General features: G+C 72.5%; 14 protein-coding genes. 5 read left to right on the top strand and 9 right to left on the bottom strand.

Going from position 1 to position 20,660, the window contains the following annotated elements:
• Positions 1-32: 32 nt before the first annotated feature.
• The gene (locus tag ACFY0X_RS07520) at positions 33-956 is read right to left on the bottom strand and encodes an ABC transporter substrate-binding protein (RefSeq protein WP_387750177.1); all 924 of its coding nucleotides are present in this window, start codon (positions 954-956) and stop codon (positions 33-35) included.
• A 422-nt stretch (positions 957-1,378) separates the two neighbouring features.
• Positions 1,379-2,302 carry an ABC transporter substrate-binding protein gene (locus ACFY0X_RS07525; protein WP_387750179.1) on the bottom strand — a complete coding sequence of 308 codons (924 nt, stop codon included), beginning with the start codon at positions 2,300-2,302 and terminating at the stop codon, positions 1,379-1,381.
• A 583-nt stretch (positions 2,303-2,885) separates the two neighbouring features.
• Between ACFY0X_RS07525 and ACFY0X_RS07530 the strand changes: the two genes are divergently transcribed.
• Positions 2,886-4,079, top strand: coding sequence for an NADP-dependent malic enzyme (locus ACFY0X_RS07530; protein WP_387750181.1), 1,194 nt, complete (start codon positions 2,886-2,888; stop codon positions 4,077-4,079).
• 178 nt (positions 4,080-4,257) lie between these two features.
• A complete protein-coding gene (locus ACFY0X_RS07535) occupies positions 4,258-5,220 on the top strand; it encodes a zinc-binding dehydrogenase (protein ID WP_387750183.1) in 963 nt (320 codons plus the stop codon).
• Between the two features lie 128 nt (positions 5,221-5,348).
• Here ACFY0X_RS07535 and ACFY0X_RS07540 read toward each other — a convergent pair whose 3' ends face one another.
• From ACFY0X_RS07540 to ACFY0X_RS07570, 7 genes are all read right to left on the bottom strand, one after another.
• Entirely contained in the window at positions 5,349-6,383 is a 1,035-nt protein-coding gene (locus ACFY0X_RS07540; RefSeq protein ID WP_387750186.1) for a helix-turn-helix transcriptional regulator, read from the bottom strand.
• A gap of 1 nt (position 6,384) precedes the next feature.
• Positions 6,385-7,293, bottom strand: a complete 909-nt coding sequence (locus ACFY0X_RS07545) for a DUF4097 domain-containing protein (RefSeq protein WP_387750188.1) — start codon at positions 7,291-7,293, stop codon at positions 6,385-6,387.
• 212 nt (positions 7,294-7,505) lie between these two features.
• On the bottom strand, positions 7,506-7,685 hold the full coding sequence (locus ACFY0X_RS07550; protein ID WP_049649445.1) for a DUF6104 family protein: 180 nt from the start codon (positions 7,683-7,685) through the stop codon (positions 7,506-7,508).
• Between the two features lie 46 nt (positions 7,686-7,731).
• A complete protein-coding gene (locus ACFY0X_RS07555; protein ID WP_387750190.1) occupies positions 7,732-9,717 on the bottom strand; it encodes a protein kinase in 1,986 nt (661 codons plus the stop codon).
• 252 nt (positions 9,718-9,969) lie between these two features.
• Positions 9,970-13,713: a multifunctional oxoglutarate decarboxylase/oxoglutarate dehydrogenase thiamine pyrophosphate-binding subunit/dihydrolipoyllysine-residue succinyltransferase subunit gene (locus ACFY0X_RS07560; protein ID WP_387750192.1), complete on the bottom strand. Its 3,744-nt coding sequence runs from the start codon at positions 13,711-13,713 to the stop codon at positions 9,970-9,972.
• 233 nt (positions 13,714-13,946) lie between these two features.
• Entirely contained in the window at positions 13,947-15,134 is a 1,188-nt protein-coding gene (locus tag ACFY0X_RS07565) for a sensor histidine kinase (RefSeq protein WP_387750194.1), read from the bottom strand.
• A gap of 98 nt (positions 15,135-15,232) precedes the next feature.
• On the bottom strand, positions 15,233-15,970 hold the full coding sequence (locus ACFY0X_RS07570; protein ID WP_030057574.1) for a response regulator transcription factor: 738 nt from the start codon (positions 15,968-15,970) through the stop codon (positions 15,233-15,235).
• 560 nt (positions 15,971-16,530) lie between these two features.
• On the opposite strand from ACFY0X_RS07570, the gene ACFY0X_RS07575 reads away from it, so the two are divergent.
• From ACFY0X_RS07575 to ACFY0X_RS07585, 3 genes are all read left to right on the top strand, one after another.
• Entirely contained in the window at positions 16,531-17,298 is a 768-nt protein-coding gene (locus ACFY0X_RS07575) for a rhomboid-like protein (RefSeq protein ID WP_387750196.1), read from the top strand.
• A gap of 217 nt (positions 17,299-17,515) precedes the next feature.
• Positions 17,516-19,927, top strand: a complete 2,412-nt coding sequence (lon, locus tag ACFY0X_RS07580; protein WP_387750199.1) for an endopeptidase La — start codon at positions 17,516-17,518, stop codon at positions 19,925-19,927.
• Between the two features lie 151 nt (positions 19,928-20,078).
• The gene (locus ACFY0X_RS07585) at positions 20,079-20,642 is read left to right on the top strand and encodes a GtrA family protein (protein WP_387750202.1); all 564 of its coding nucleotides are present in this window, start codon (positions 20,079-20,081) and stop codon (positions 20,640-20,642) included.
• Positions 20,643-20,660: the final 18 nt, after the last annotated feature.

The following is a 20,660-nucleotide window of genomic DNA, read 5'->3' on the forward strand; positions in this document are numbered from 1 at the left end:
GGCCTCGGGGGAGAAGATGAAGCGTACGAGGGTCAGCTGACGGCGCCGTTGACGGCCGACTTTTCGATGGCGCCGGCCTCGACACCCCACTTGGTGAGGATCTGCTTGTAGGTGCCGTCGTCGATCAGCGACTGGACGGCGCCCTGGACGGCCGGGGTGAGCTTGGAGCCCTTGGCCAGGGCGACCCCGTAGGGGGCGGTGCCGTAGGTCTCGCCGACCTTCTCCAGCTGGCCGCCGGACTGCTTGATCGCGTAGTCGACGACCTGGGAGTCGGCCATCAGGGCCTGGTCGCGCCCGGAGACCACGGCGTTGGTGACGTCCGTCTGGAGGTCGAACTTGTCGCCCCCGTTCTGGACGCCCGGCTTGCCGGCCTTGGCGCAGTCCGGGTCGCGGGTGTCCTTGATCTCGTCGGCCTGGGTGGTGCCGGTCTGGACGGCGACCTTCTTGCCGCAGAGGTCCTTCGGGTCGATCTTCTCCGGGTTGCCCTTCTTCACCGCGACGGCGCTGCCGGAGTTGAAGTAGGTGACCATGTCGACGATCTGCTCGCGCTCCTTGTTGTCCGTGAAGGACGACATGCCGAGCTGGAACTTGTTCGACTGGATGCCGGGGATGATCGCGGTGAAGCCGGAGTCCTGGACCTCGGCCTTCAGCCCGAGCTTGGCGGCGATGGCGTTGGCCAGGTCGACGTCCATGCCGATGACCTTGCCGCTGTCGTCCTTGAACTCGTCCGGCGCGTAGGAGGCGTCCGCGCCGACCACGAGCTTGCCGGCCGCCTTGACGTCGTCCGGGACGAGCGCGGCCAGCTTGGGGTCGGCCTTGACCTCGTTGACGGTGGCGGAGGCGTTGGGGGCACCGCTCTCGCTCTTGCTGCTGCTGCAGCCGGCCAGCACGAGGGAGACGGAGGCGGCGACCACACCGGCTGCGAAGAGCCGGTTGCGCTGCGTACGGGTGGTCATGAGGGGGATCTCCATCCTGGGGGAGAGAGGTCGGGCGGAGCGCGCCGCGGGAGCGGCGCACCGGAACGGCGAGCCGCGCGGCTCGGTACGGGTGCGTGTCGCCGTACGTCGTCGTACGTGCAGGCCGGGTCGTGCAGTGGCCCGGGCGCGGGGGTGAGCCGCCCGGGGTTCTACGAGGTACTGCTTCCGCCACCCTCCGCCGAGGTGGACGTTGACCGAACGACCTCGACCTGTGGCCGGCTCGATCCGAGATGGGGGGAATCCTGCCATCTGATGACGGTCAGATGGCCCTCATCCAGATCAAAATCGGATAACGAGGGGTCGCGCTGTCCGCTATTCGGACTTATCCCGTGCCCCTGTCACTCTGCGCATAAGTATGCAGATCCCTCTGTGCCGGTCCCGGAGGCCCGCCGCCCCGCCGCTCAGATGCCCCCGTTGACCACCGCGTTCTGCGCTGCGCCGGCGTTGACGTTCCACTTGGCCAGGATCTTGTCGTACTCGCCGCTGCGGATCAGCTGGTCGATCGCCTTGGCCAGCGCGTCGCGCAGCTGCTCGTCGTCCTTGCGCAGGGCGATCCCGTACGGGTTGGAGGTGGACTGCCCGCCGGTCACCTCGAAGCGGGCGCCGCCGTCGGTGGTCTTCGCCGCGTAGGCGGCCACCGGGAAGTCGTTCAGCCCGGCCGCGGCCGCGCCGGAGGCGACCTCGGCCAGCGCCTTGGCGTCGGAGTCCAGCTTGTGGGGGGTCAGCGGGCGGCCGGCCCGGGTGCAGACGGCCACCTGGCGGGTGACGACCTCGTCCTGGGTGGTGCCCTGCTGGAGCGCGACGGTCTTGCCGCAGAGGTCGTCCAGGGTCTTGATCCCCTTCGGGTTGCCCTTCGGGACGACGATCGAGGTGCCGGCGATGAAGTAGTCCACGAAGTCCACGCCCGGGCCGGTCTTCTTGCCGGCCTCGTCCAGGGCGTCCCGGCGCTGGCGGGTGTCGCTGAGCGCGGACATCGCCACGTCGTACTGCTTGGCCTGGAGGTTCGGTATCAGCTTGTCGAAGGGGGTGTCGACGAACTCGACCCGCACGTCGAGGATCCGGCCCAGGGCGGCGGCGAGGTCCGGGTCCAGGCCGGTCGGCTTGCCGTCCGGGCCGCGGAACTCCACCGGGGCGTAGTTGACGTCCATGCCGATCCGCAGCGCGCCGGCCGACCGCTGGGCCTTCGGCAGCTTGTCGCGGAGGTCCTTGACCGGGTCGTCCGAGGCGGCCTGCCCGCCGCCGCAGCCGGTCAGCAGCAGGGCTCCGGCGGTGGCCAGGGCGGCGCCGGCCGGGATCGGGCGACGGGCGTGGCGGACGTGAGGCATGAGGGCGACTCCTGTGGGACGGGCGTGCGGCCGCCATGGTGTCGCGCGGGTGTACGCGGCATGGCGGACAAGCGATCCTGCCATCCCGGCCTGCCGGGCCCGGCGGCGGGTGTGTCAGAATTCGTCACCGGGTGACCCCCGAACGCTCGAACCAGACCGACGAGCCCCGACAGGCTCGGGGTGCTCGGGAACGGAAGTCCTCACGCGGCTCCGTATCCGGGGCACCGATTCCCCTTCGATCTGCGTTCACTCCTGTGGGTGCGCGTGCGCTCACGCCGTTGCCGTCGCCGGAGCCCGGTGCTTCCGACGCCGGGCCCTGTGACCCGACAGCGCGGCGATGAACCGTACGTGACGAGGACGAAAAGGCATAGGTGCGATGCCTTTGTCCCACCTACGCTCGGCCCCGAAGCACAACGCGGACAACACAAGACCCCATAAAACCCTCATCCGAGGGCGCCGCCCGACGGCAGCGCCCCGACCCTGACCCCGGGTCCGCTTCGGCGTACCCGGTTTCCGGTTTCCGGCCGGGTCGCCCTGTCCGTCGGCCGCGCGTCCTCGCCAGATCAATGACGAAGAGGTCATCGTGGCAGCGGAGATCATCAGCAGCACCCAGGACACCGACGATCCGGTCGACGCGGTTTTCGCGCTGCACCGCGGCGGCAAGATGGAGATCCGGGCGACCGTCCCGGTGCGCGACGCGGACGACCTGTCCCTCGCCTACACCCCCGGTGTCGCCCGGGTCTGCACGGCCATCGCCGAGCAGCCGGAGCTGGTCAACGACTACACCTGGAAGTCCAACACCGTCGCGGTCGTCACCGACGGCACCGCCGTGCTGGGCCTCGGCGACATCGGCCCGCAGGCCTCGCTGCCCGTCATGGAGGGCAAGGCCATCCTGTTCAAGCAGTTCGGCGGCGTGGACGCGGTGCCGATCGCGCTCGCCTGCACCGGGGTCGACGAGATCGTCGAGACCGTGGTCCGGCTGGCGCCCTCCTTCGGCGGGGTCAACCTGGAGGACATCTCCGCGCCGCGCTGCTTCGAGATCGAGCGCCGGCTCCAGGAGGCCCTGGACATCCCGGTCTTCCACGACGACCAGCACGGCACCGCGATCGTCACCACCGCCGCCCTGTGGAACGCCGCCAAGGTGACCGGCCGTGAGATCGGCTCGCTGCGGGCCGTCATCTCCGGCGCCGGCGCGGCCGGCATCGCCATCGCCAAGATGCTGGTCGCGGCCGGCATCGGCGACGTGGCCGTCTGCGACCGCAAGGGCGTGGTGCACGAGGGCCGCGGCGACCTCACCGACGTCAAGGCCGAGATCGCCGGGCAGACCAACCGCACCGGCCTCAAGGGCTCGCTGGCCGACGCGCTGGCCGGCGCCGACGTGTTCATCGGCGTCTCCGGCGGCACCGTGCCGGAGGAGGTCGTCGCGACCATGGCCGAGGGCGCGTTCGTCTTCGCGATGGCCAACCCCAACCCGGAGATCCACCCCGAGGTCGCGCACAAGTACGCCGCCGTGGTCGCCACCGGCCGCAGCGACTTCCCGAACCAGATCAACAACGTGCTGGCCTTCCCGGGCATCTTCGCGGGCGCCCTGCAGGTCCGCGCCTCCCGGATCACCGAGGGCATGAAGCTGGCCGCCGCCAAGGCGCTGGCCGGCGTCGTGGCCGACGAGCTGACGCCGCAGAAGGTCATCCCTTCGCCGTTCGACGAGCGGGTCGCGCCGGCGGTCACCAAGGCCGTCGCCGAGGCCGCCCGGGCCGAGGGCGTGGCGCGGATCTGACGGTCCGACGGGGGAGCGCGCCGACCACGCGGCCGCTCCCCCGCGCCCCCCCCGGCTCCCCCGAGCGCCGGCGACGACGCTCGGCAGCGGGTCGCGGCGAGCGGGGACCCGCGGCCGGGACACGCGTCACACCTTGGCGTGGTTCCCGGTTCCGGCCGTCGCGGCTATCGTCCGGGGCATGTTCGCTGCCTACGCCGCACGTATCGACGCCGCCGACCCGCTGAGCGGGCTGGAGCTGGGCGACCTCCCCGAGCCGCAGGCCCGTCCCGGGTGGAGCGTGGTCACGGTCCGGGCCGCCAGCCTCAACCACCACGACCTCTGGTCGCTGCGCGGGGTCGGCCTGCCCGCCGAGAAGCTGCCGATGATCCTCGGCTGCGACGCCGCCGGGGTCGACGAGCACGGCAACGAGGTGGTGCTGCACTCGGTGATCGGCCAGAGCGGCCACGGGGTCGGCCCGGACGAGCCGCGGTCCATCCTGACCGAGCGCTACCAGGGCACCTTCGCCCAGCGGGTCGCGGTGCCCACCTGGAACCTGCTCCCCAAGCCCGCCGAACTGAGCTTCGAGCAGGCCGCCTGCCTGCCCACCGCCTGGCTGACGGCCTACCGGATGCTGTTCACCAACGCCGGGGTCAAGCCCGGTGACACCGTCCTGGTGCAGGGCGCGGGCGGCGGGGTGGCGACGGCGCTGATCGTCCTCGGCAAGGCGGCCGGCCTGCGGGTCTGGGTCACCGGACGGGACGAGGCCAAGCGCGCCCGGGCGGTGGAGCTCGGCGCCGACGCGGCCTTCGAGAGCGGTGCCCGGCTGCCGGAGCGGGTGGACGCGGTGCTGGAGACGGTCGGCGCCGCGACCTGGTCGCACTCGGTGAAGTCGCTGCGCCCGGGCGGCACCATCGTCATCTCCGGGGCCACCTCCGGCGCCAACCCGAGCTCCGTCGAGCTGAACCGGATCTTCTTCCTGGAGCTGAAGGTGGTCGGCTCGACCATGGGCACCAAGGAGGAGCTGGCCGGGCTGCTCGCGTTCTGCGCCAACACCGGCGTCCGGCCGGTGATCGACTCGGTGCTGCCGCTGGCCGAGGCGCGGGACGGCTTCGCCCGGCTCGCCAAGGGCGACGTCTTCGGCAAGATCGTCCTCCAGCCCTGACGCCCCGGCACCCCGGCACCGCGGCGCGCTGACGTCCCGGCGAGCTGACGCCCCGACGCGGCCGCACGCGCGGCGGCCCGGCGCCTCCCCCACGGGGGCGCCGGGCCGTCACCCGCCGGACCGCCGGTTCAGCCGAGCAGCCGCTTCAGCCGCTCGCCCGCGGCGCCCAGCACCGCGCGGGACTCGGCCAGCTTGTCCGCGCTCACCCCGCCGTCCCGGGCCGCGTCGCGGACCTGGTCGCGGAAGCGGTCGAGCAGCCGCTCCAGCTCGCGGGATGGGTCCCCGGCCGGGTCGGTGCGGGCCCAGGACGGCAGGTCGGCCGGGGTGCCGGTCGCGTCCTCGTCCAGGTCGATCCGGGTCACGGTGACCCGCTCGGCGTTCCCGGCGGGCGGCTCCTGCGCGCCGTGGCCCCAGCGGGCCGCGTCGGCCAGCCCGGCCAGGCCCTTGGTCAGCTCGGACAGGCCCTCGGCCAGCCCGGTCGGCCAGTCGCCCTTCGCGGCGTGCTCGCGCACCTGCTGCTCGACCCGGCGCTTGATCCGCAGCGCCTCCTGCTGGGCGGCGGTGCGGGAGGCCTTGGCCTGCTCGCGCAGCCGGCGGGCCTCCGCCTCGGCGGCCTTCGCCTTGGCCTTGGCGGCCTTCTCCTGCTCCCGGGCGCGCTTGGCCTGCTCCTTGGCCTGCTGCTTGAACTGGGCGAACTCCTCCTTGGCGCGCTGCCAGGACTCGTTGTCCCCCCAGGGCCCGGCCCACGGGTCGCCGCCCTCGGCGCGCTCCGGCCGGGGCGCCTGCCGGGCGGCCTGCCACAGCTCCTCGCGCAGGTCCTTGGCGCTGTCCCGGACGTCCTCGCGGATCGCCCCGGCGAGCTGCGCCACGGAGTCGTGGATCTCCACCTCCAGCTCGTCCAACTCGCCCTGCCGGGCTTCGAGTTCGGCGCGCCCGGCGTCGGTCAGCCGGTACACCTTGCGGCCGCCCTCGGTGCTGTGGGTGACCAGGCCCTCCTGCTCCAGCTTGGCCAGCCGGGGGTAGACCGTCCCGGCCGAGGGGGCGTACAGGCCCTGGAACCGCTCCTCCAGCAGCCGGATCACCTCGTAGCCGTGCCGCGGCGCCTCGTCCAGCAGCTTCAGCAGGTACAGGCGGAGCCGGCCGTGGCCGAACACGGGGGTCATCTCAGGCCTCCTTGCTGAGGTTCGGCGTGCCGGGACCGGCCGGGAGCTCCTTGACCACCACCGGGCCCTCCTCCTCCGAGTCGGGGCGGCGCAGCACGGTGACCGCGCCGGAGACGGTGGTGACGTTGAGGCTGCCGCGGCCCTCGCCGAGCCGGCCGGAGATCTTCTTGGCGCCCCAGGTGCTGCTCATCTGCAGCTCCTCGAAGGTGCTGGAGACGTCGCCGCTGGTGGAGCCGGCCTCGACGGTGGCGTCGGCCAGGGACGGGATCCGGACCACGACCGCGCCGCTGACGGTGTTGACCTTGACGTCGGTCTCGCCGGCCACGTCGAGGTCCAGGGTGACGGCGCCGGTGACGGTGTTGGCCTGGATCCGGTCGGCGGTGCCGGCGATCACGGTGAGCTGCCCGGAGACGGTGTTGACCTTCAGCCGGCCGCCGACGGCCTGGGCGTCCACGTCGCCGGTGACGGTGCTCGCCTCGATCCGGCCGGTCACCCCGGCGAGGGTGGTGTCGCCGTTGGCGCTCTGCACCGAGACGTGCCCGTCGACCCCGCTGACGGTGGCGTCGGCGGACACGGTGCCGACCTTGACCTCGACCGCGGCCGGGACGGTGACCGTCACGCCGGCGATCCGCTTGCGCTTGAAGGAGCCGAAGAGGTCCTTCACCGAGCCGACCGACTTCAGCCGGTCGCCGAACTCGCCCCAGCTGTTGATGTCCTTGTAGGTGACCGTCAGGACGCCGTCCACCAGCGTCACGTGCAGGGGCTCGCCGACCAGTTCGGTGACCTCCAGGCGGGCCGGGCCCTCGGCCGCCACCACGTTCACGGTGCCCTCGATGGTCCGCACGTGCAGCGCGCGCACCGGCTCGTCGAAGGTGATCCTCTCGGTGCCCTCGACCGTCCACTGGCTCATCTCTGCCGCCTCCCTCGCCGATCGCGATGTATCGCGTTCTCTTCTGAAGACGATATATCGCGTGCTGGCAGAGTCAAGCGTGCCGGCCCCCGATCCCGACCCCGATCCGTCCCCGAGGTGTCCCCTACGGGGCTGGGCGGGATCCCGTGCCCGGACACGCGCGAGGCCCGGGAGGCGGTTGCCTCCCGGGCCTCGCGACGGCCGTCACCGGGTCACTCGTCGTCCTCGTCGTCGAGCCGCGCCAGCCAGGTGGCCAGCCGCTCGACCGGGACCTCGAAGTCCGGGTTGAGGTCGACGAACGTGCGCAGCTGCTCGGCCAGCCACCCCAGGGTGACCTCCTCCTCGCCGCGCCGGTTCTCCAGCTCCTCGATGCCTCGGTCGGTGAAGTACACGGTTCGCTCCGGTCCGATGGGGATTGACCTGGTCAGGATAGTCCGGTCAGCTGGCCCGCCAGGTGCTGACGGTGACCTTGGCGGCCCCGGTGGTCGGGTCGGCCTGCTCGATCACCAGGACGGCGATGTTGCGGGTGACCCGGTCGCGGACGCACAGCAGGCGGCCGGGCGCGACCCGGTTGTACGAGAGGTCGGTGTCCGGCCGGGAGTCGATCGCGGCGGTGCACTGCTCGGCGGTGACGGACGGCTCGGTGATCACCGCGAAGTCCGACTTGTTGTCGCCGTAGCTGGAGAAGGCGTTGGCCTTGCTGCCGCTGCTGTTGTTGGTGACCCCGAAGCCCCACTTGAGGTCGGTGGAGCGGGGCACCACGGTGCCCGAGTCCAGGTCGATCCGGTAGGCGTCGGAGGAGTACTCGGCGCTGGGGATCGCCAGCGACTTCTTGTCCAGCATCGGGGAGTAGCCGGTCGGCCGGGCCGGGGCCGAGACGGTGCTCTGGCCGGGCTTCGGGGTGGAGGCCGACACCGAGCCCGAGGTGGCGGAGGCGGTGGGACCGGCCGGGGTCTGGGTCGGGGTGGGCGTCGGGGCCGCCGGGCCGCCGGTCGCGGCGTTGTTCTGCGCGGAGGAGTGCCCCTTCTTGTCGCCGTCGTCCAGCTTCTTCATCAGCACCACGCCGCCCGCGGTGCCGCCGACCGCCATCACCAGGGCGACGGTGAGCAGGACCTTCCAGGACACCCCGCCCTTGCGCTTGGGCTCCGGCGCGGGCGCCGGGTCGGCGGTCACCACCGGGCCGGGCGGCGGGGTGTCGTAGGACGGCGGCTCCGGCTGGACCCGGACGGTCGGCGGGGCGGGCAGCACCGGCGCGGTCGGCGACTCGGTGGGCGGCTGCGGGGCGCCGTACGAGCCCACCGGCGGCGGGGTGAAGCCGAGCGGCGGCGCCGGCGGCTGCACCGCGGTGGCCGGGTGGGTCGGATGGGTCGGGTGAGTCGGATGGGTCGGGTGGGTCGGCGCGCCGGTCGGCGGCGGGGGAGTGGCCGGCATCGCGGGCAGCGGGGTCGGCGGGGTGGCCGGCGCGGCCGGCAGCGGGGTGGGCGGCGTCCTGGGCAGGTCGGAGCGCCGGGTGATCTCGGTGTTGACCTCGCGCGGCAGCCAGTCGTCGCCGAACCGCAGCTGGCCGTCGACCTCCGGGTGGTTGCGGGCGATCCGGATGATCTCGGCGGGCGTGGGCCGGTCCTCCGGCGACTTGGCCAGGCAGCGCTGGATCAGCTCGCGCAGGTCCGCCGGGACGGCCGTGAGGTCCGCCTCCTCGTGCACCACCCGGTAGAGCACCGCGGTGTCCGGGCCGTCGCCGAACGGCGCGGTGCCGCCGGCCACGTACGCGGCCAGGGCGCCGAGCGCGAAGACGTCGGTGGCCGGGGAGACCGGGCGGCCCTGGGCCTGCTCGGGGGACATGAAGGCGGGGGAGCCGATCCGGTAGCCGGTGCCGGTCAGCGCGGTGGCGTCGGCGGCCCGGGCGATGCCGAAGTCGATCACCCGCGGGCCGTCCCCGGCGACCAGCACGTTGGCGGGCTTGAGGTCGCGGTGGACCACCTCGACGCTGTGGATGGCCTGGAGGGCCTCGGCGATGCCTCCCATCAGCAGCAGCACGGTGCGCACCGGCAGCGCGCCGTTCTCGCGCACCACCTGCTGCAGGGACGGGCCGGGGACGTACGCGGTGACCAGCCAGGGGGCGTCGCTGTCCAGGCCGCCGGAGTCGATCACCTGCGCGGTGTAGAGCCCGTGGATGCGCTGGGCGTTGCTGACCTCCTGGGCGAAGCGCCGGCGGAACTCGCCGTCCTCGGCGAACTCCGGGCGCACCACCTTGAGCGCGACCGGGCGCCCGCCCGGGGTGTAGGAGAGGTAGACCCGGCCCATGCCGCCGGCGCCCAGCCGGGCGAACAGCCGGTAGCCGCCGACCTCCCGGGGGTCGTCCGGGAGGAGCGGCTGGAAGACCGGTGGGAGCTTGCCGGCGTCCCTAGGCGTGTCGGCGGTCATGTGGTGATCCCCCTGGGAGTGCGGTGAGGTGGTACGGCCGTGGCGGCCGGGCGCGTCGACGGGCGCCGGGCTGCCGGGCGGCGAGGCATAACCTATCGACCCGTCAGGGCCTCGCGCACAGCGGTTCCGGTTTGGTTGCAGAGCTGCGACCTTGGCATGGCAGCGCCGTGGAGCGCGAAACGCCCGCGGCCCCGCCCTCCCGGTGGGGGAGGACGGGGCCGCGGGCGTTGCGGGCGGTGGGCCTTCGGCGCGTCAGAGCGCGAAGACCTCCTCGACCAGGGCCTGCTGCTCGGCGGCGTGCCGCTTGGCCGAGCCGACCGCCGGGGACGACGCCGCCGTGCGGGCGACCCGGCGCAGACGGGCGTCGCCGCCGCTGCGGCCGATGACGACCTGGAGGTGGTCGACCAGGTTCATCGCGATGAACGGCCAGGCGCCCTGGTTGGCCGGCTCCTCCTGCGCCCAGACGAACTGGACGTCGTCGCCGTAGCGGGCCAGCTCCTCCTGGAGCTCGGCCACCGGCAGCGGGTAGAGCCGCTCGACCCGGACGATCGCGGTGTCGGTGACGCCGCGCTCGGTGCGGGCCGAGTCCAGGTCGTAGTAGAACTTGCCGGCGGTGATGACCACCTTGCGGACCTGCGCCGGGTCGACGGTGGTGTCGCCGATGACCGGGCGGAACGAGCCGGACAGGAACTCCTCGGTCGCACTCGCCGCGGCCTTCAGACGCAGCATCGACTTCGGGGTGAAGACGACCAGCGGCTTGTGGTGCGGGTTGTGCGCCTGCCAGCGCAGCAGGTGGAAGTAGTTCGACGGCAGGGTCGGCATGGCGACCGTCATGTTGTTCTGCGCGCACAGCTGGAGGAAGCGCTCCGGGCGGGCGGACGAGTGGTCCGGGCCCTGGCCCTCGTAGCCGTGCGGCAGCAGCAGGGTGACGCCGGAGTGCTGGCCCCACTTCTGCTCGGCGGAGGCGATGTACTCGTCCACCATGGTCTGCGCGCCGTTGACGAAGTCGCCGAACTGCGCCTCCCACATGACCAGCGCGTTCGGGCGGGTCAGCGAGTAGCCGTACTCGAAGCCCATGGCCGCGTACTCCGACAGCAGGCTGTCGTAGACGGTGTAGCGGGCCTGGTCCTCGGTCAGGTACTGCAGCGGGGTGTAGTCCTCGCCGGTCTTGCGGTCGATCAGGACGGCGTGCCGCTGGCCGAAGGTGCCGCGGCGGCTGTCCTGGCCGGCCAGGCGGACCGGGTGGCCCTCCATGAGCAGCGAGCCGATGGCGAGGGTCTCGCCCATCGCCCAGTCGATGGTGTTGTCCTCGACGGAGGCGGCGCGGCGCTGCAGCTGCGGCAGCAGGCGCGGGTGGACGGTCAGCCAGTCCGGCAGGTTGACCTGGGAGGCGGCGATCCGCTTGACCATCTCCTGGGAGATGCCGGTCTGGATGTTGACCGGGAAGTCGGCGACCGGCTTGCCGTTGGTGCCGACGGTCTGCGTCTGGGCCGCGTCGCGGACCTCGGCGAAGACCTTCTCCAGCTGGCCCTGGAAGTCCTGGAGCGCCTGCTCCGCCTCTTCCATGGTGATGTCGCCGCGACCGATCAGGCCCTCGGTGTACAGCTTGCGCACCGAGCGCTTCTTGTCGATCAGGTCGTACATCAGCGGCTGGGTGAACGACGGGTTGTCGGCCTCGTTGTGACCGCGGCGGCGGTAGCAGATGAGGTCGATCACCACGTCCTTGTGGAACTCCTGGCGGAACTCGAAGGCGAGCCGCGCGACGCGGACCACGGCCTCCGGGTCGTCGCCGTTCACGTGGAAGATCGGGGCCTCGATCATGCGGGCCACGTCGGTGCAGTACATCGAGGAGCGCGAGGACGCCGGGGCGGCGGTGAAGCCGACCTGGTTGTTCACCACGACGTGCACGGTGCCGCCGGTGCGGTAGCCGCGCAGCTGCGACATGTTCAGGGTCTCCGCGACGACGCCCTGGCCGGCGAAGGCCGCGTCGCCGTGGATCTGGATCGGCAGCACCGGGAAGGTGGTGCCGCCCTGGTCCAGGATGTCCTGCTTGGCGCGGGCGATGCCCTCGACGACCGGGTCCACGGCCTCCAGGTGGGAGGGGTTCGCGGCGAGCGAGACCTTGATGGTCTCGCCGTCCAGGCCGGTGAAGGTGCCCTCGGCGCCCAGGTGGTACTTGACGTCGCCGGAGCCGTGCATCGACTTCGGGTCGAGGTTGCCCTCGAACTCGCCGAAGATCTTGCCGTACGGCTTGCCGACGATGTTGGCCAGCACGTTCAGGCGGCCGCGGTGGGCCATGCCGATGACGGCCTCGTCGATGCGGTGCTCGGCGGCGGCGTCGATGGTCGCGTCCAGCAGCGCGATCAGCGACTCACCGCCCTCCAGCGAGAAGCGCTTCTGCCCGACGTACTTGGTCTGCAGGAAGGTCTCGAACGCCTCGGCCGAGTTCAGCCGGCGCAGGATCCGCAGCTGCTCCTCGCGCTCGGGCTTCGAGTACGGCTTCTCCAGGCGCTCCTGCAGCCACTTGCGCTGCTTCGGGTCCTGGATGTGCATGTACTCGATGCCGACGGTGCGGCAGTACGTGTTGCGCAGCAGGCCGAGGATGTCGCGGAGCTTCATCATCTTCTGGCCGCCGAAGCCGCCGACCGCGAACTCGCGCTCCAGGTCCCACAGGGTGAGGCCGTGGGTGGTGACGTCCAGGTCGGGGTGCTTGCGCTGCTTGTACTCCAGCGGGTCGGTGTCGGCCATCAGGTGACCGCGGACCCGGTAGGAGTGGATCAGCTCCATGACGCGCGCGGTCTTGTTGACCTCGTCGTCGTGGGTGGTGGCGACGTCGGTGGCCCAGCGGACCGGCTCGTACGGGATCCGCAGCGACTCGAAGATCTCGTCGTAGAAGCCGTTCTCGCCGAGCAGCAGGCGGTGGATCTCGCGCAGGAACTCGCCGGACGCCGCGCCCTGGATGACGCGGTGGTCGTAGGTCGAGGTCAGCGTCATGATCTTGGAGACGCCCAGGCGGGACAGGGTCTCCGGGGCGGAGCCCTGGAACTCGGCCGGGTACTCCATGGCGCCGACGCCGACGATGGTGCCCTGGTTCTGCATCAGGCGCGGCACGGAGTGCACGGTGCCGATGCCGCCGGGGTTGGTCAGCGAGACCGTGACGCCGGTGAAGTCGTCCATGGTCAGCTTGTTGGCGCGGGCCCGGCGGACGATGTCCTCGTAGGCCTGCCAGAAGCCGAAGAAGTCGAGCGTCTCGGCCTTCTTGATGGCCGCGACGACCAGCTGGCGGTCGCCGTTCGGCTTGACCAGGTCGATGGCCAGGCCGAGGTTGACGTGCTCCGGCTTGACCAGGAAGGCCTTGCCGTCCTCCACCTTGTAGCTGTAGTTCATGCCCGGGGCGGCCTTGATGGCCTGGACCAGGGCGTAGCCGATCAGGTGGGTGAAGGAGACCTTGCCACCGCGGGCGCGCTGCAGGTGGTTGTTGATGACGATGCGGTTGTCGATCAACAGCTTCGCCGGCACGGCGCGGACCGAGGTCGCGGTCGGCACCTCCAGGGAGGCGTCCATGTTGGTGGCGACGGCCTTCGCCGGGCCGCGCAGCTGGACCAGCTCGGGGCCGGCGGCGGCGGGCGCGGCCGGCGCCGGGGCGGCGGCCTTGGGGGCCGGAGGCGCGGCGGGCGCGGCGGCGAGCGGAGCCGGAGCGGCAGCCGGGGCCGGGGCCGGAGCGGCCGGGGCGGCGGCGGACGCGGCCGGAGCGGCAGCGGCGGGCGCGGGGGCAGCGGCAGGGGTCGGCGCGGGGCCGGCCTGGGTCGCGGCCTGGGTCACTGGGGTCACCTCGGTACCGGGCTTGTAGTCGGCGAAAAAGTCCCACCAGGCTCGGTCGACCGAGTTCGGGTCCTGGAGGTACTGCTGGTAGATCTCGTCGACGAGCCACTCATTGGGGCCGAAGCCAGTGGAACTTGCCGAGCTGTTGGGGGTTTCAGGGGACTGTGGCGACACGGCGGCAACCGCCCTCTTCCGCTTCCTTTTGGGATGTTTGGACAGCGGGGATTAAGGCTACGCCCCTGACCAGTGATCGCGCAGTCCCCGGGGCCCAGGCGTCGCCCAGATCACAGTGCTGACCTGCACTTTGGCTGAAAAAGTGCGTTAGAAAGCCGTATCTGAGGGGAACCGATCGACGCCGAACAGGGTCCATACCGGGATCAAACCGGACAAAAGATCAGCCGAATCCTCTAGCGATCTTCGTAGGCCGTTGTGTCGGATCTGTGACAAATGTCCTGACCGTCGCCCTGGCGCCGCCCGGGCAGCCGGACCTCGATCCGGCAGCCGCGCGGGGACTCGGCCACCGCGATCCGTCCGCCGTGCAGGTCCACCGCCCAGCGGGCGATGGCCAGGCCCAGCCCGGTGCCGCCGTCCGCGCCCGGCCCGGCGGCGGTCGCGGTGCCGCTGCGGCTGAACCGCTCGAAGACCCGGGTGCGGTCGGCCGGCGGGATGCCGGGGCCCTCGTCCTCGACCTCCAGCAGCAGGCCGCCGTCCGCGCCCTCCGGTCTCGCCCGCACCGTCACGGTGCCGCCGGGCGGGGAGTGCTTGCAGGCGTTGTCGACCAGGTTGGCGACCACCTGGTGGAGCCGTTCCGGGTCCGCCACGCCGGTCAGGCCGGTCGGGCTGACCTCCAGGGCCAGTCGGACGTCCCCGCGCCGGGAGAAGGCGCCGCCGGCCGTCGCGCCGTCCACGGTGACCCCGCGCAGCACGCCGTCCAGGAACTCGCGCACCTCGAAGGGGCGGGCGTCCAGGTCGACCACGCCGTCGTCGATCTTGGAGAGGTCGAGCAGGTGGGTGACCAGGCGGCCGAGCCGCTCGGTCTGCTCCAGCGCCGCCCCCAGGGTGGCCGGGTTCGGCTGGACCACGCCGTCCACCACGTTCTCCAGCACGGCGCGCAGCGCGGCGATCGGCGTGCGCAGCTCGTGCGAGACGTTGGCGACCAGCTCGCGGCGGTGCCGGTCGGCGGCCTGGAGGTCGGCGGCCATGGCGTTGAAGGCGGCGGCCAGCTCGCCGATCTCGTCGCGCGAGTTCGCCTCGACCCGGCGGCTGTAGTCGCCGGAGGCCATCGCGCGGGCGGCGGCCGTCATCTCGCGCAGCGGGGCGGTCAGCCCGTGCGCGAGGAACTGCATGAAGAGCAGCGAGGCGATCATGGAGAAGACCATGATGATCCGGATCTGGGTCTCGGACCGGATCGCCACGACCACCATCCCGGTGGCCAGGAAAACGGAGACGATCACGAGCAGGGCGAGTTTGCCCTTGATCGAGCGGACCGGGTCGAGCGGCCGGATGTCGGCCCAGACCCGGCGGGCGGCACGGGTGGCCAGGTTCTGCGGCCGCGCGCCGTCGGATTCCCCGTTGCGTTGCTGTGGAAAGGTCATTGTCCCCTGTGGTCCCCGCGTTGTCCCCCCGCGTGGTGGCACGGCGTCGTCCCGGACACGGGCCCCCCGGTGGCCCGTCGCCCGTGCGGAGCCGGGCCCTAGGAGAGCGGAGCTTCCAGCGCGTAGCCGACACCGTGGACGGTGCGGATCCAGCTGGCACCGATCTTCCGGCGCAGCGCCTTGACGTGGCTGTCCACGGTGCGGGTGCCGGAGGCGTCGGTCCAGTCCCAGACCTCGGCCAGCAGCTGCTCGCGGGTGAGCACGGCGCGCGGCTGGGCGGCCAGGCAGGCGAGCAGGTCGAACTCGGTCGGCGTCAGGTGGACGTCGCCCGAGGCCAGCCGGACCCGGCGCTGCACGTGGTCGATCTCCAGCTCGCCGAACCGCAGGCTGCCCAGCGCGGGCGTGCGGGCGGCCTGCTGGGCGCGCTCGACGCGGCGCAGCAGGACGTTGACGCGGGCGGCCAGTTCGCGCATCGAGAACGGCTTGGTCATGTAGTCGTCGGCGCCCACGCCGAGGCCGACCAGCAGGTCCGTCTCGTCGTCGCGGGCGGTCAGCATCAGCACCGGCACCGGGCGCTGGGCCTGGATCCGGCGGCACACCTCCAGCCCGTCGAAGCCGGGCAGCATGATGTCGAGGACCACCAGGTCCGGCTGCCAGGTGTGGAAGCCGTCGACCGCGCCGGGGCCGTCGTGGGCCACGGCGACCTTGAAGCCCTCGGCGCCCAGCCGGGCGGCGATCGACTCGGCGATCGTGGGCTCGTCCTCCACCACCAGGACTCTGCGCTGGCTGCTCACAGTGCCACCGGTGTTGTGGTTGTCCTGCTGAATTTCTGTCACGGTCACGCCACCGCCCCCAGGGCTGCGGGCCGGCCACCTGTGGGGATGGCGGGCTCCGCTCGTAGTCTTGTTCCGTCGTGGACTGTGCCGGGTCCGCCGTCCCGTCGCGCGATCGGGAGCCGAGGACGGATGGTCGGCCGCCCACTTCTCCCGCGCACTTCGCAGCGTACGGACAGCGGATGCTTTCCGGCAGGTGGACCGGACGTTTCCGGCCCGTGGGCCGGCTTTCGGGCCGCCCTCGGACCCACTGCACGAGTGGGCACGGGCCGATACCTTACCCGGCGAATTTTCACTGCGTAACGGTACGTATGCAGTCCAGTTCGCACCAAGTCGCCGGTCAGAGGCCCTGCTGCGGCCCTGCCGGGGAGAAGGTCTGGACCAATCCGGGGAATCCGGCAGTCCGCTACGGCGACGGTCTTCACGGGCTTTTCCCAGGTGCCTCCCAGAACCTCGACGTACCGTGGCCACGACAACACCCGACCGGGCGGAATCCGCGGCGCGCGCCGGTACGTTGGGCACCTGGCGGGGAGCCGGTGGCTGCGGCGTGGAGCGGAGGCGGCATGGCGGGACGCGGGCGGGGCGCCGACGGGTTCGGGACCGCGGGGGCGCCGTACGGAATGCTCCGCCTCGGGCTGCGCACCGGGGTCCTGGAGTGGCTGCTGGAACGGGTGCCGACGCCCCGCAGGACGCCCTTCACGCTCGGGTACCTGGCCGTCGTGGGAGCCACCACGACCTTCGCGAGGATCGCCGATCCGGAACTCGTCCAGCGCTTGCAGGAGGCCTCCAGCTCGGACGGGCACAACCTGCTCCAGCACCCTTTGCGCGCCCTTGTGCTGAGCGGGTTCTGGGTGGCCGGCGAGGCGTGGATGCCGTACCTGTGGGGATTCGCCCTCACCATCGCCCCGCTGGAGCGCAGGGTCGGTCCGGCCCGGGCGGCGGCGGTGTTCGCGGCCGGGCACGTCGCGGCGACCCTGCTCTCCCAGGGGGTGGTGATCACCGCGGTGGAGACCGGGCGGATGGCGCCCGAGGTGATGGACCACCTGGACATCGGGGTCAGCTACGGCGTGCTCGCCTGCCTGGGCGCGGTGGCCGGGCTGCTCTCCTGGCGCGGGCGGCTGCTCGCGCTGGGCGGCGCCGGGCTGATGATCGCCGAGCAGATCGCCACCGACAGGGACGTGGTCACCGGGGTGGGGCACCCGGCCGCGGTGCTGGCCGGGGTCGCCCTGTGGCGCTGGCTGCGCCGGGCCGAGCGGCGCCCGCCCCGGCCGCGTCCGGCTGCCGTGACGGCCTCCGGCGGTGCGCCCGCGCGGGTGTGGACGGCGCGTTGACGGCCTCGCCCGGTCGGGGGTGTCCCCGGTCCGGCGATGGTTCGCTCAGGAATCTTTAAGGCGCGCTTGGTGTGCCGTTAGGACTCTTTTGACGGGGTCGGTCGAGGCGTCCTTCCGGCGGATTCCTGTTCGCTCACAGCGAACTGAGCGTCGGGAACATCCGGCGGCCGTCAGGCCTTAGTCAGGTCGACTCAAGTTCACTGACTAGGGAGAGATCATGGCATCGTCGTCCACACCGCTCACCCTGCCCGTGCTGCCGCTCGACGACGAGGTCGTCCTGCCGGGCATGGTGGTCCCGCTGGACCTGAAGGACAGCGAGGTGCGCGCCGCGGTCGAGGCCGCCCGGGCCGCCGCCGGCACCGGCAAGCCGCAGGTCCTGCTGGTTCCGCGGGTGGACGGCTCGTACGCGGCGGCCGGCACGCTGGCCACCGTCGAGCAGGTCGGCCGGCTGGCCGACGGCCCCCACACCATCGGGCAGCCGGCCGCGCTGGTGCGCGCCGTGCGCCGGGCCCGGATCGGGGTCGGTACCACCGGCCCCGGCGCCGCCCTCTGGGTGGAGACCACGCCGTTCCGGGAGTCCTCGGTGGGCACCCCGGTGGCCGGCCGGGCCGCCGAGCTGGTCAAGGAGTACAAGGCGCTGTCCACCCAGTGGCTGCGCAGGCGCGGCGCCTGGCAGATCGTCGACCGGGTGGCGCAGATCGAGGGCGTCGGCGAGCTCGCCGACAACATCGGCTACGCGCCCTTCGTCACCGCCGAGCAGAAGCTCAAGGTGCTGCTGGAGGCCGACCAGGTCGCCCGACTGGAGTACGCGCTCACCCTGCTGCGCGACCACCTCGCCGAGGAGGAGGTCAACGACACCATCCGCAAGGACGTCGAGGAGGGCGTGGCCAAGCAGCAGAAGGAGTTCCTGCTCCGCCGCCAGCTGGAGGCCGTCCGCAAGGAGCTGGCCGAGCTGAACGGCGAGGCGGCCGACGAGGAGGGCGACTACCGCGCCCGGGTCGAGGCCGCCGACCTCCCCGAGAAGGTGCGCGAGGCCGCGCTCAAGGAGGTCGACAAGCTGGAGCGCGCCTCCGACCAGTCGCCCGAGGGCTCCTGGATCCGCACCTGGCTGGACACCGTCCTGGAGCTGCCCTGGAACGAGCGCACCGAGGACGAGTACGACATCGCCGGCGCCAGCGCGGTGCTGGACGCCGACCACGCCGGGCTCGCCGACGTGAAGGAGCGGATAGTCGAGTACCTGGCCGTCCGCAAGCGCCGGGCCGAGCAGGGGCTCGGGCTGGTCGGCGGCCGCCGGGGCGGCGCGGTGCTGGCCCTGGTCGGCCCGCCCGGCGTCGGCAAGACCTCGCTCGGCGAGTCGGTGGCCCGCGCCATGGGCCGGAAGTTCGTCCGGGTCGCGCTCGGCGGCGTCCGGGACGAGGCGGAGATCCGCGGCCACCGGCGCACCTACGTCGGCGCGCTGCCCGGCCGGCTGGTGCGGGCGGTCAAGGAGGCCGGCTCGATGAACCCGGTCGTCCTGCTGGACGAGATCGACAAGGTCGGCTCCGACTACCGGGGGGACCCGGCCGCCGCCCTGCTGGAGGTGCTGGACCCGGCGCAGAACCACACCTTCCGGGACCACTACCTGGAGGTCGAGCTGGACCTCTCCGACGTCGTCTTCCTCGCCACCGCCAACGTGCTGGAGGCCATCCCCGAGCCGCTGCTCGACCGGATGGAGCTGGTCCGGCTGGACGGCTACACCGAGGACGAGAAGGTCGTCATCGCCCGCGACCACCTGCTCCCGCGCCAGCTGGAGAAGGCCGGCCTGGCCGGTGGAGAGGTCACCGTGGACGAGTCGGCGCTGCGCAGGCTCGCCGGGGAGTACACCCGGGAGGCGGGCGTGCGCACCCTGGAGCGCTCGATCGCCCGGGTGCTGCGCAAGATCGCCGCACAGGCCGAGCTGGGCGAGCGCGAGCTGCCCGCCGCGGTCGGCGCGGACGACCTGCGCGCCCTGATCGGCCGCCCGCACCACGTGCCGGAGTCCGCCCAGGAGCCGGCCGAGCGCCGCACCGCCGTCCCCGGCGTGGCCACCGGCCTCGCGGTGACGGGCGCCGGCGGCGACGTCCTCTACATCGAGGCCTCGCTGGCCGACGCCGAGACCGGCGGCACCGGGCTGACCCTCACCGGGCAGCTGGGCGACGTGATGAAGGAGTCCGCACACATCGCGCTCTCCTACCTGCGCTCGCGCGGGGCCGAGCTGGAGCTGCCGGTCACCTCGCTGCGCGACCGCGGCGTGCACCTGCACATCCCGGCCGGGGCCATCCCCAAGGACGGGCCGAGCGCCGGAATCACCATGACCACCGCGCTGGCCTCGCTGCTCTCCGGCCGCAAGGTGCGCACCGACGTGGCGATGACCGGCGAGGTGTCGCTGACCGGGCGGGTGCTGCCGATCGGCGGGGTGAAGCAGAAGCTGCTCGCCGCCGACCGGGCCGGGATCACCACGGTGATCATCCCCAGGCGCAACGAGGCCGATCTGGACGACGTCCCGGCCGAGGTGCTGGAGCGGCTCACCGTCCACCCGGTGGCGGACGTGCGGGAGGTGCTGGAGCTGGCGCTGGAGCCGGCCGCGGCCTCGGTGCTGGTGGCCGCCTGACCGCCGGTCCGACCGGTTGCCCGGGCCGCCCGCGTGGCGGCCCGGGCGGTCCGGCGGCGGTCCGCGGCGCCGGCCCCGGGGCCGGCGACGACCCGCGGGGCCACCGGCGGTCCGAAGGGCCGGCGGCACCCCCGCGTGCGAGACTGCGGAGATGCCGTCCCCCACGCAGCGCGCCCTGGCGCGGGTGCCCGACCGGCTGCGGCCCTTCCTGGTGCGGCACCGCCGACTGGTGAAGTTCCTGCTGGTCGGGACGGGCTGCTTCGTGCTCACCACGGTGGTCGACTTCGAGCTCAAGTTCACCGTGCTGGAGCACAAACCGGTGGTCGCGCTGACCGTCGCCACCGTGATCGGCACCGCCGTCTCGTACGTGCTGAACCGGCACTGGGCCTTCCGGGCCGCCGGCCGGCAGCGCGAGGCGCTGATGTTCGTCCTGGTCAGCGCGATGGCGATCGGCGTCAACGACGTACCGCTGGTGGTCTCCCGGTACCTGCTGGACCTGCGCGAGCCGTACGTCGGCGCCTTCCAGCAGGAGGTCGCGGACTTCCTCAGCGGGATGGTCGTCGGCACCTTCACGGCGATGCTGTTCCGCTACTGGGCGATGCGGCGGTGGGTCTTCGCCCCGTCCGCCGGGACGGCCCCGGCCGTCCCGGCACCGACGGCGGCGCCCCCGGAAGCCGGTTACGCTGCACCCGAGATGCCACGGGACGTGCCGTAAAGGGGCGAGGTGAGCCTT

Origin of the sequence: Kitasatospora sp. NPDC001547, from assembly GCF_042894165.1 — a bacterium.
In the GTDB taxonomy this organism is placed as follows: Bacteria; Actinomycetota; Actinomycetes; order Streptomycetales; family Streptomycetaceae; genus Kitasatospora.

Coding starts and splice junctions, on each gene's coding strand:
- ACFY0X_RS07520 (WP_387750177.1), bottom strand. CDS start 956: ATGACCACCCGTACGCAGCGCAACCGGCTCTTCGCAGCCGGTGTGGTC.
- ACFY0X_RS07525 (WP_387750179.1), bottom strand. CDS start 2,302: ATGCCTCACGTCCGCCACGCCCGTCGCCCGATCCCGGCCGGCGCCGCC.
- ACFY0X_RS07535 (WP_387750183.1), top strand. CDS start 4,258: ATGTTCGCTGCCTACGCCGCACGTATCGACGCCGCCGACCCGCTGAGC.
- ACFY0X_RS07540 (WP_387750186.1), bottom strand. CDS start 6,383: ATGACCCCCGTGTTCGGCCACGGCCGGCTCCGCCTGTACCTGCTGAAG.
- ACFY0X_RS07545 (WP_387750188.1), bottom strand. CDS start 7,293: ATGAGCCAGTGGACGGTCGAGGGCACCGAGAGGATCACCTTCGACGAG.
- ACFY0X_RS07555 (WP_387750190.1), bottom strand. CDS start 9,717: ATGACCGCCGACACGCCTAGGGACGCCGGCAAGCTCCCACCGGTCTTC.
- ACFY0X_RS07565 (WP_387750194.1), bottom strand. CDS start 15,134: ATGACCTTTCCACAGCAACGCAACGGGGAATCCGACGGCGCGCGGCCG.
- ACFY0X_RS07575 (WP_387750196.1), top strand. CDS start 16,531: ATGGCGGGACGCGGGCGGGGCGCCGACGGGTTCGGGACCGCGGGGGCG.
- lon (WP_387750199.1), top strand. CDS start 17,516: ATGGCATCGTCGTCCACACCGCTCACCCTGCCCGTGCTGCCGCTCGAC.
- ACFY0X_RS07585 (WP_387750202.1), top strand. CDS start 20,079: ATGCCGTCCCCCACGCAGCGCGCCCTGGCGCGGGTGCCCGACCGGCTG.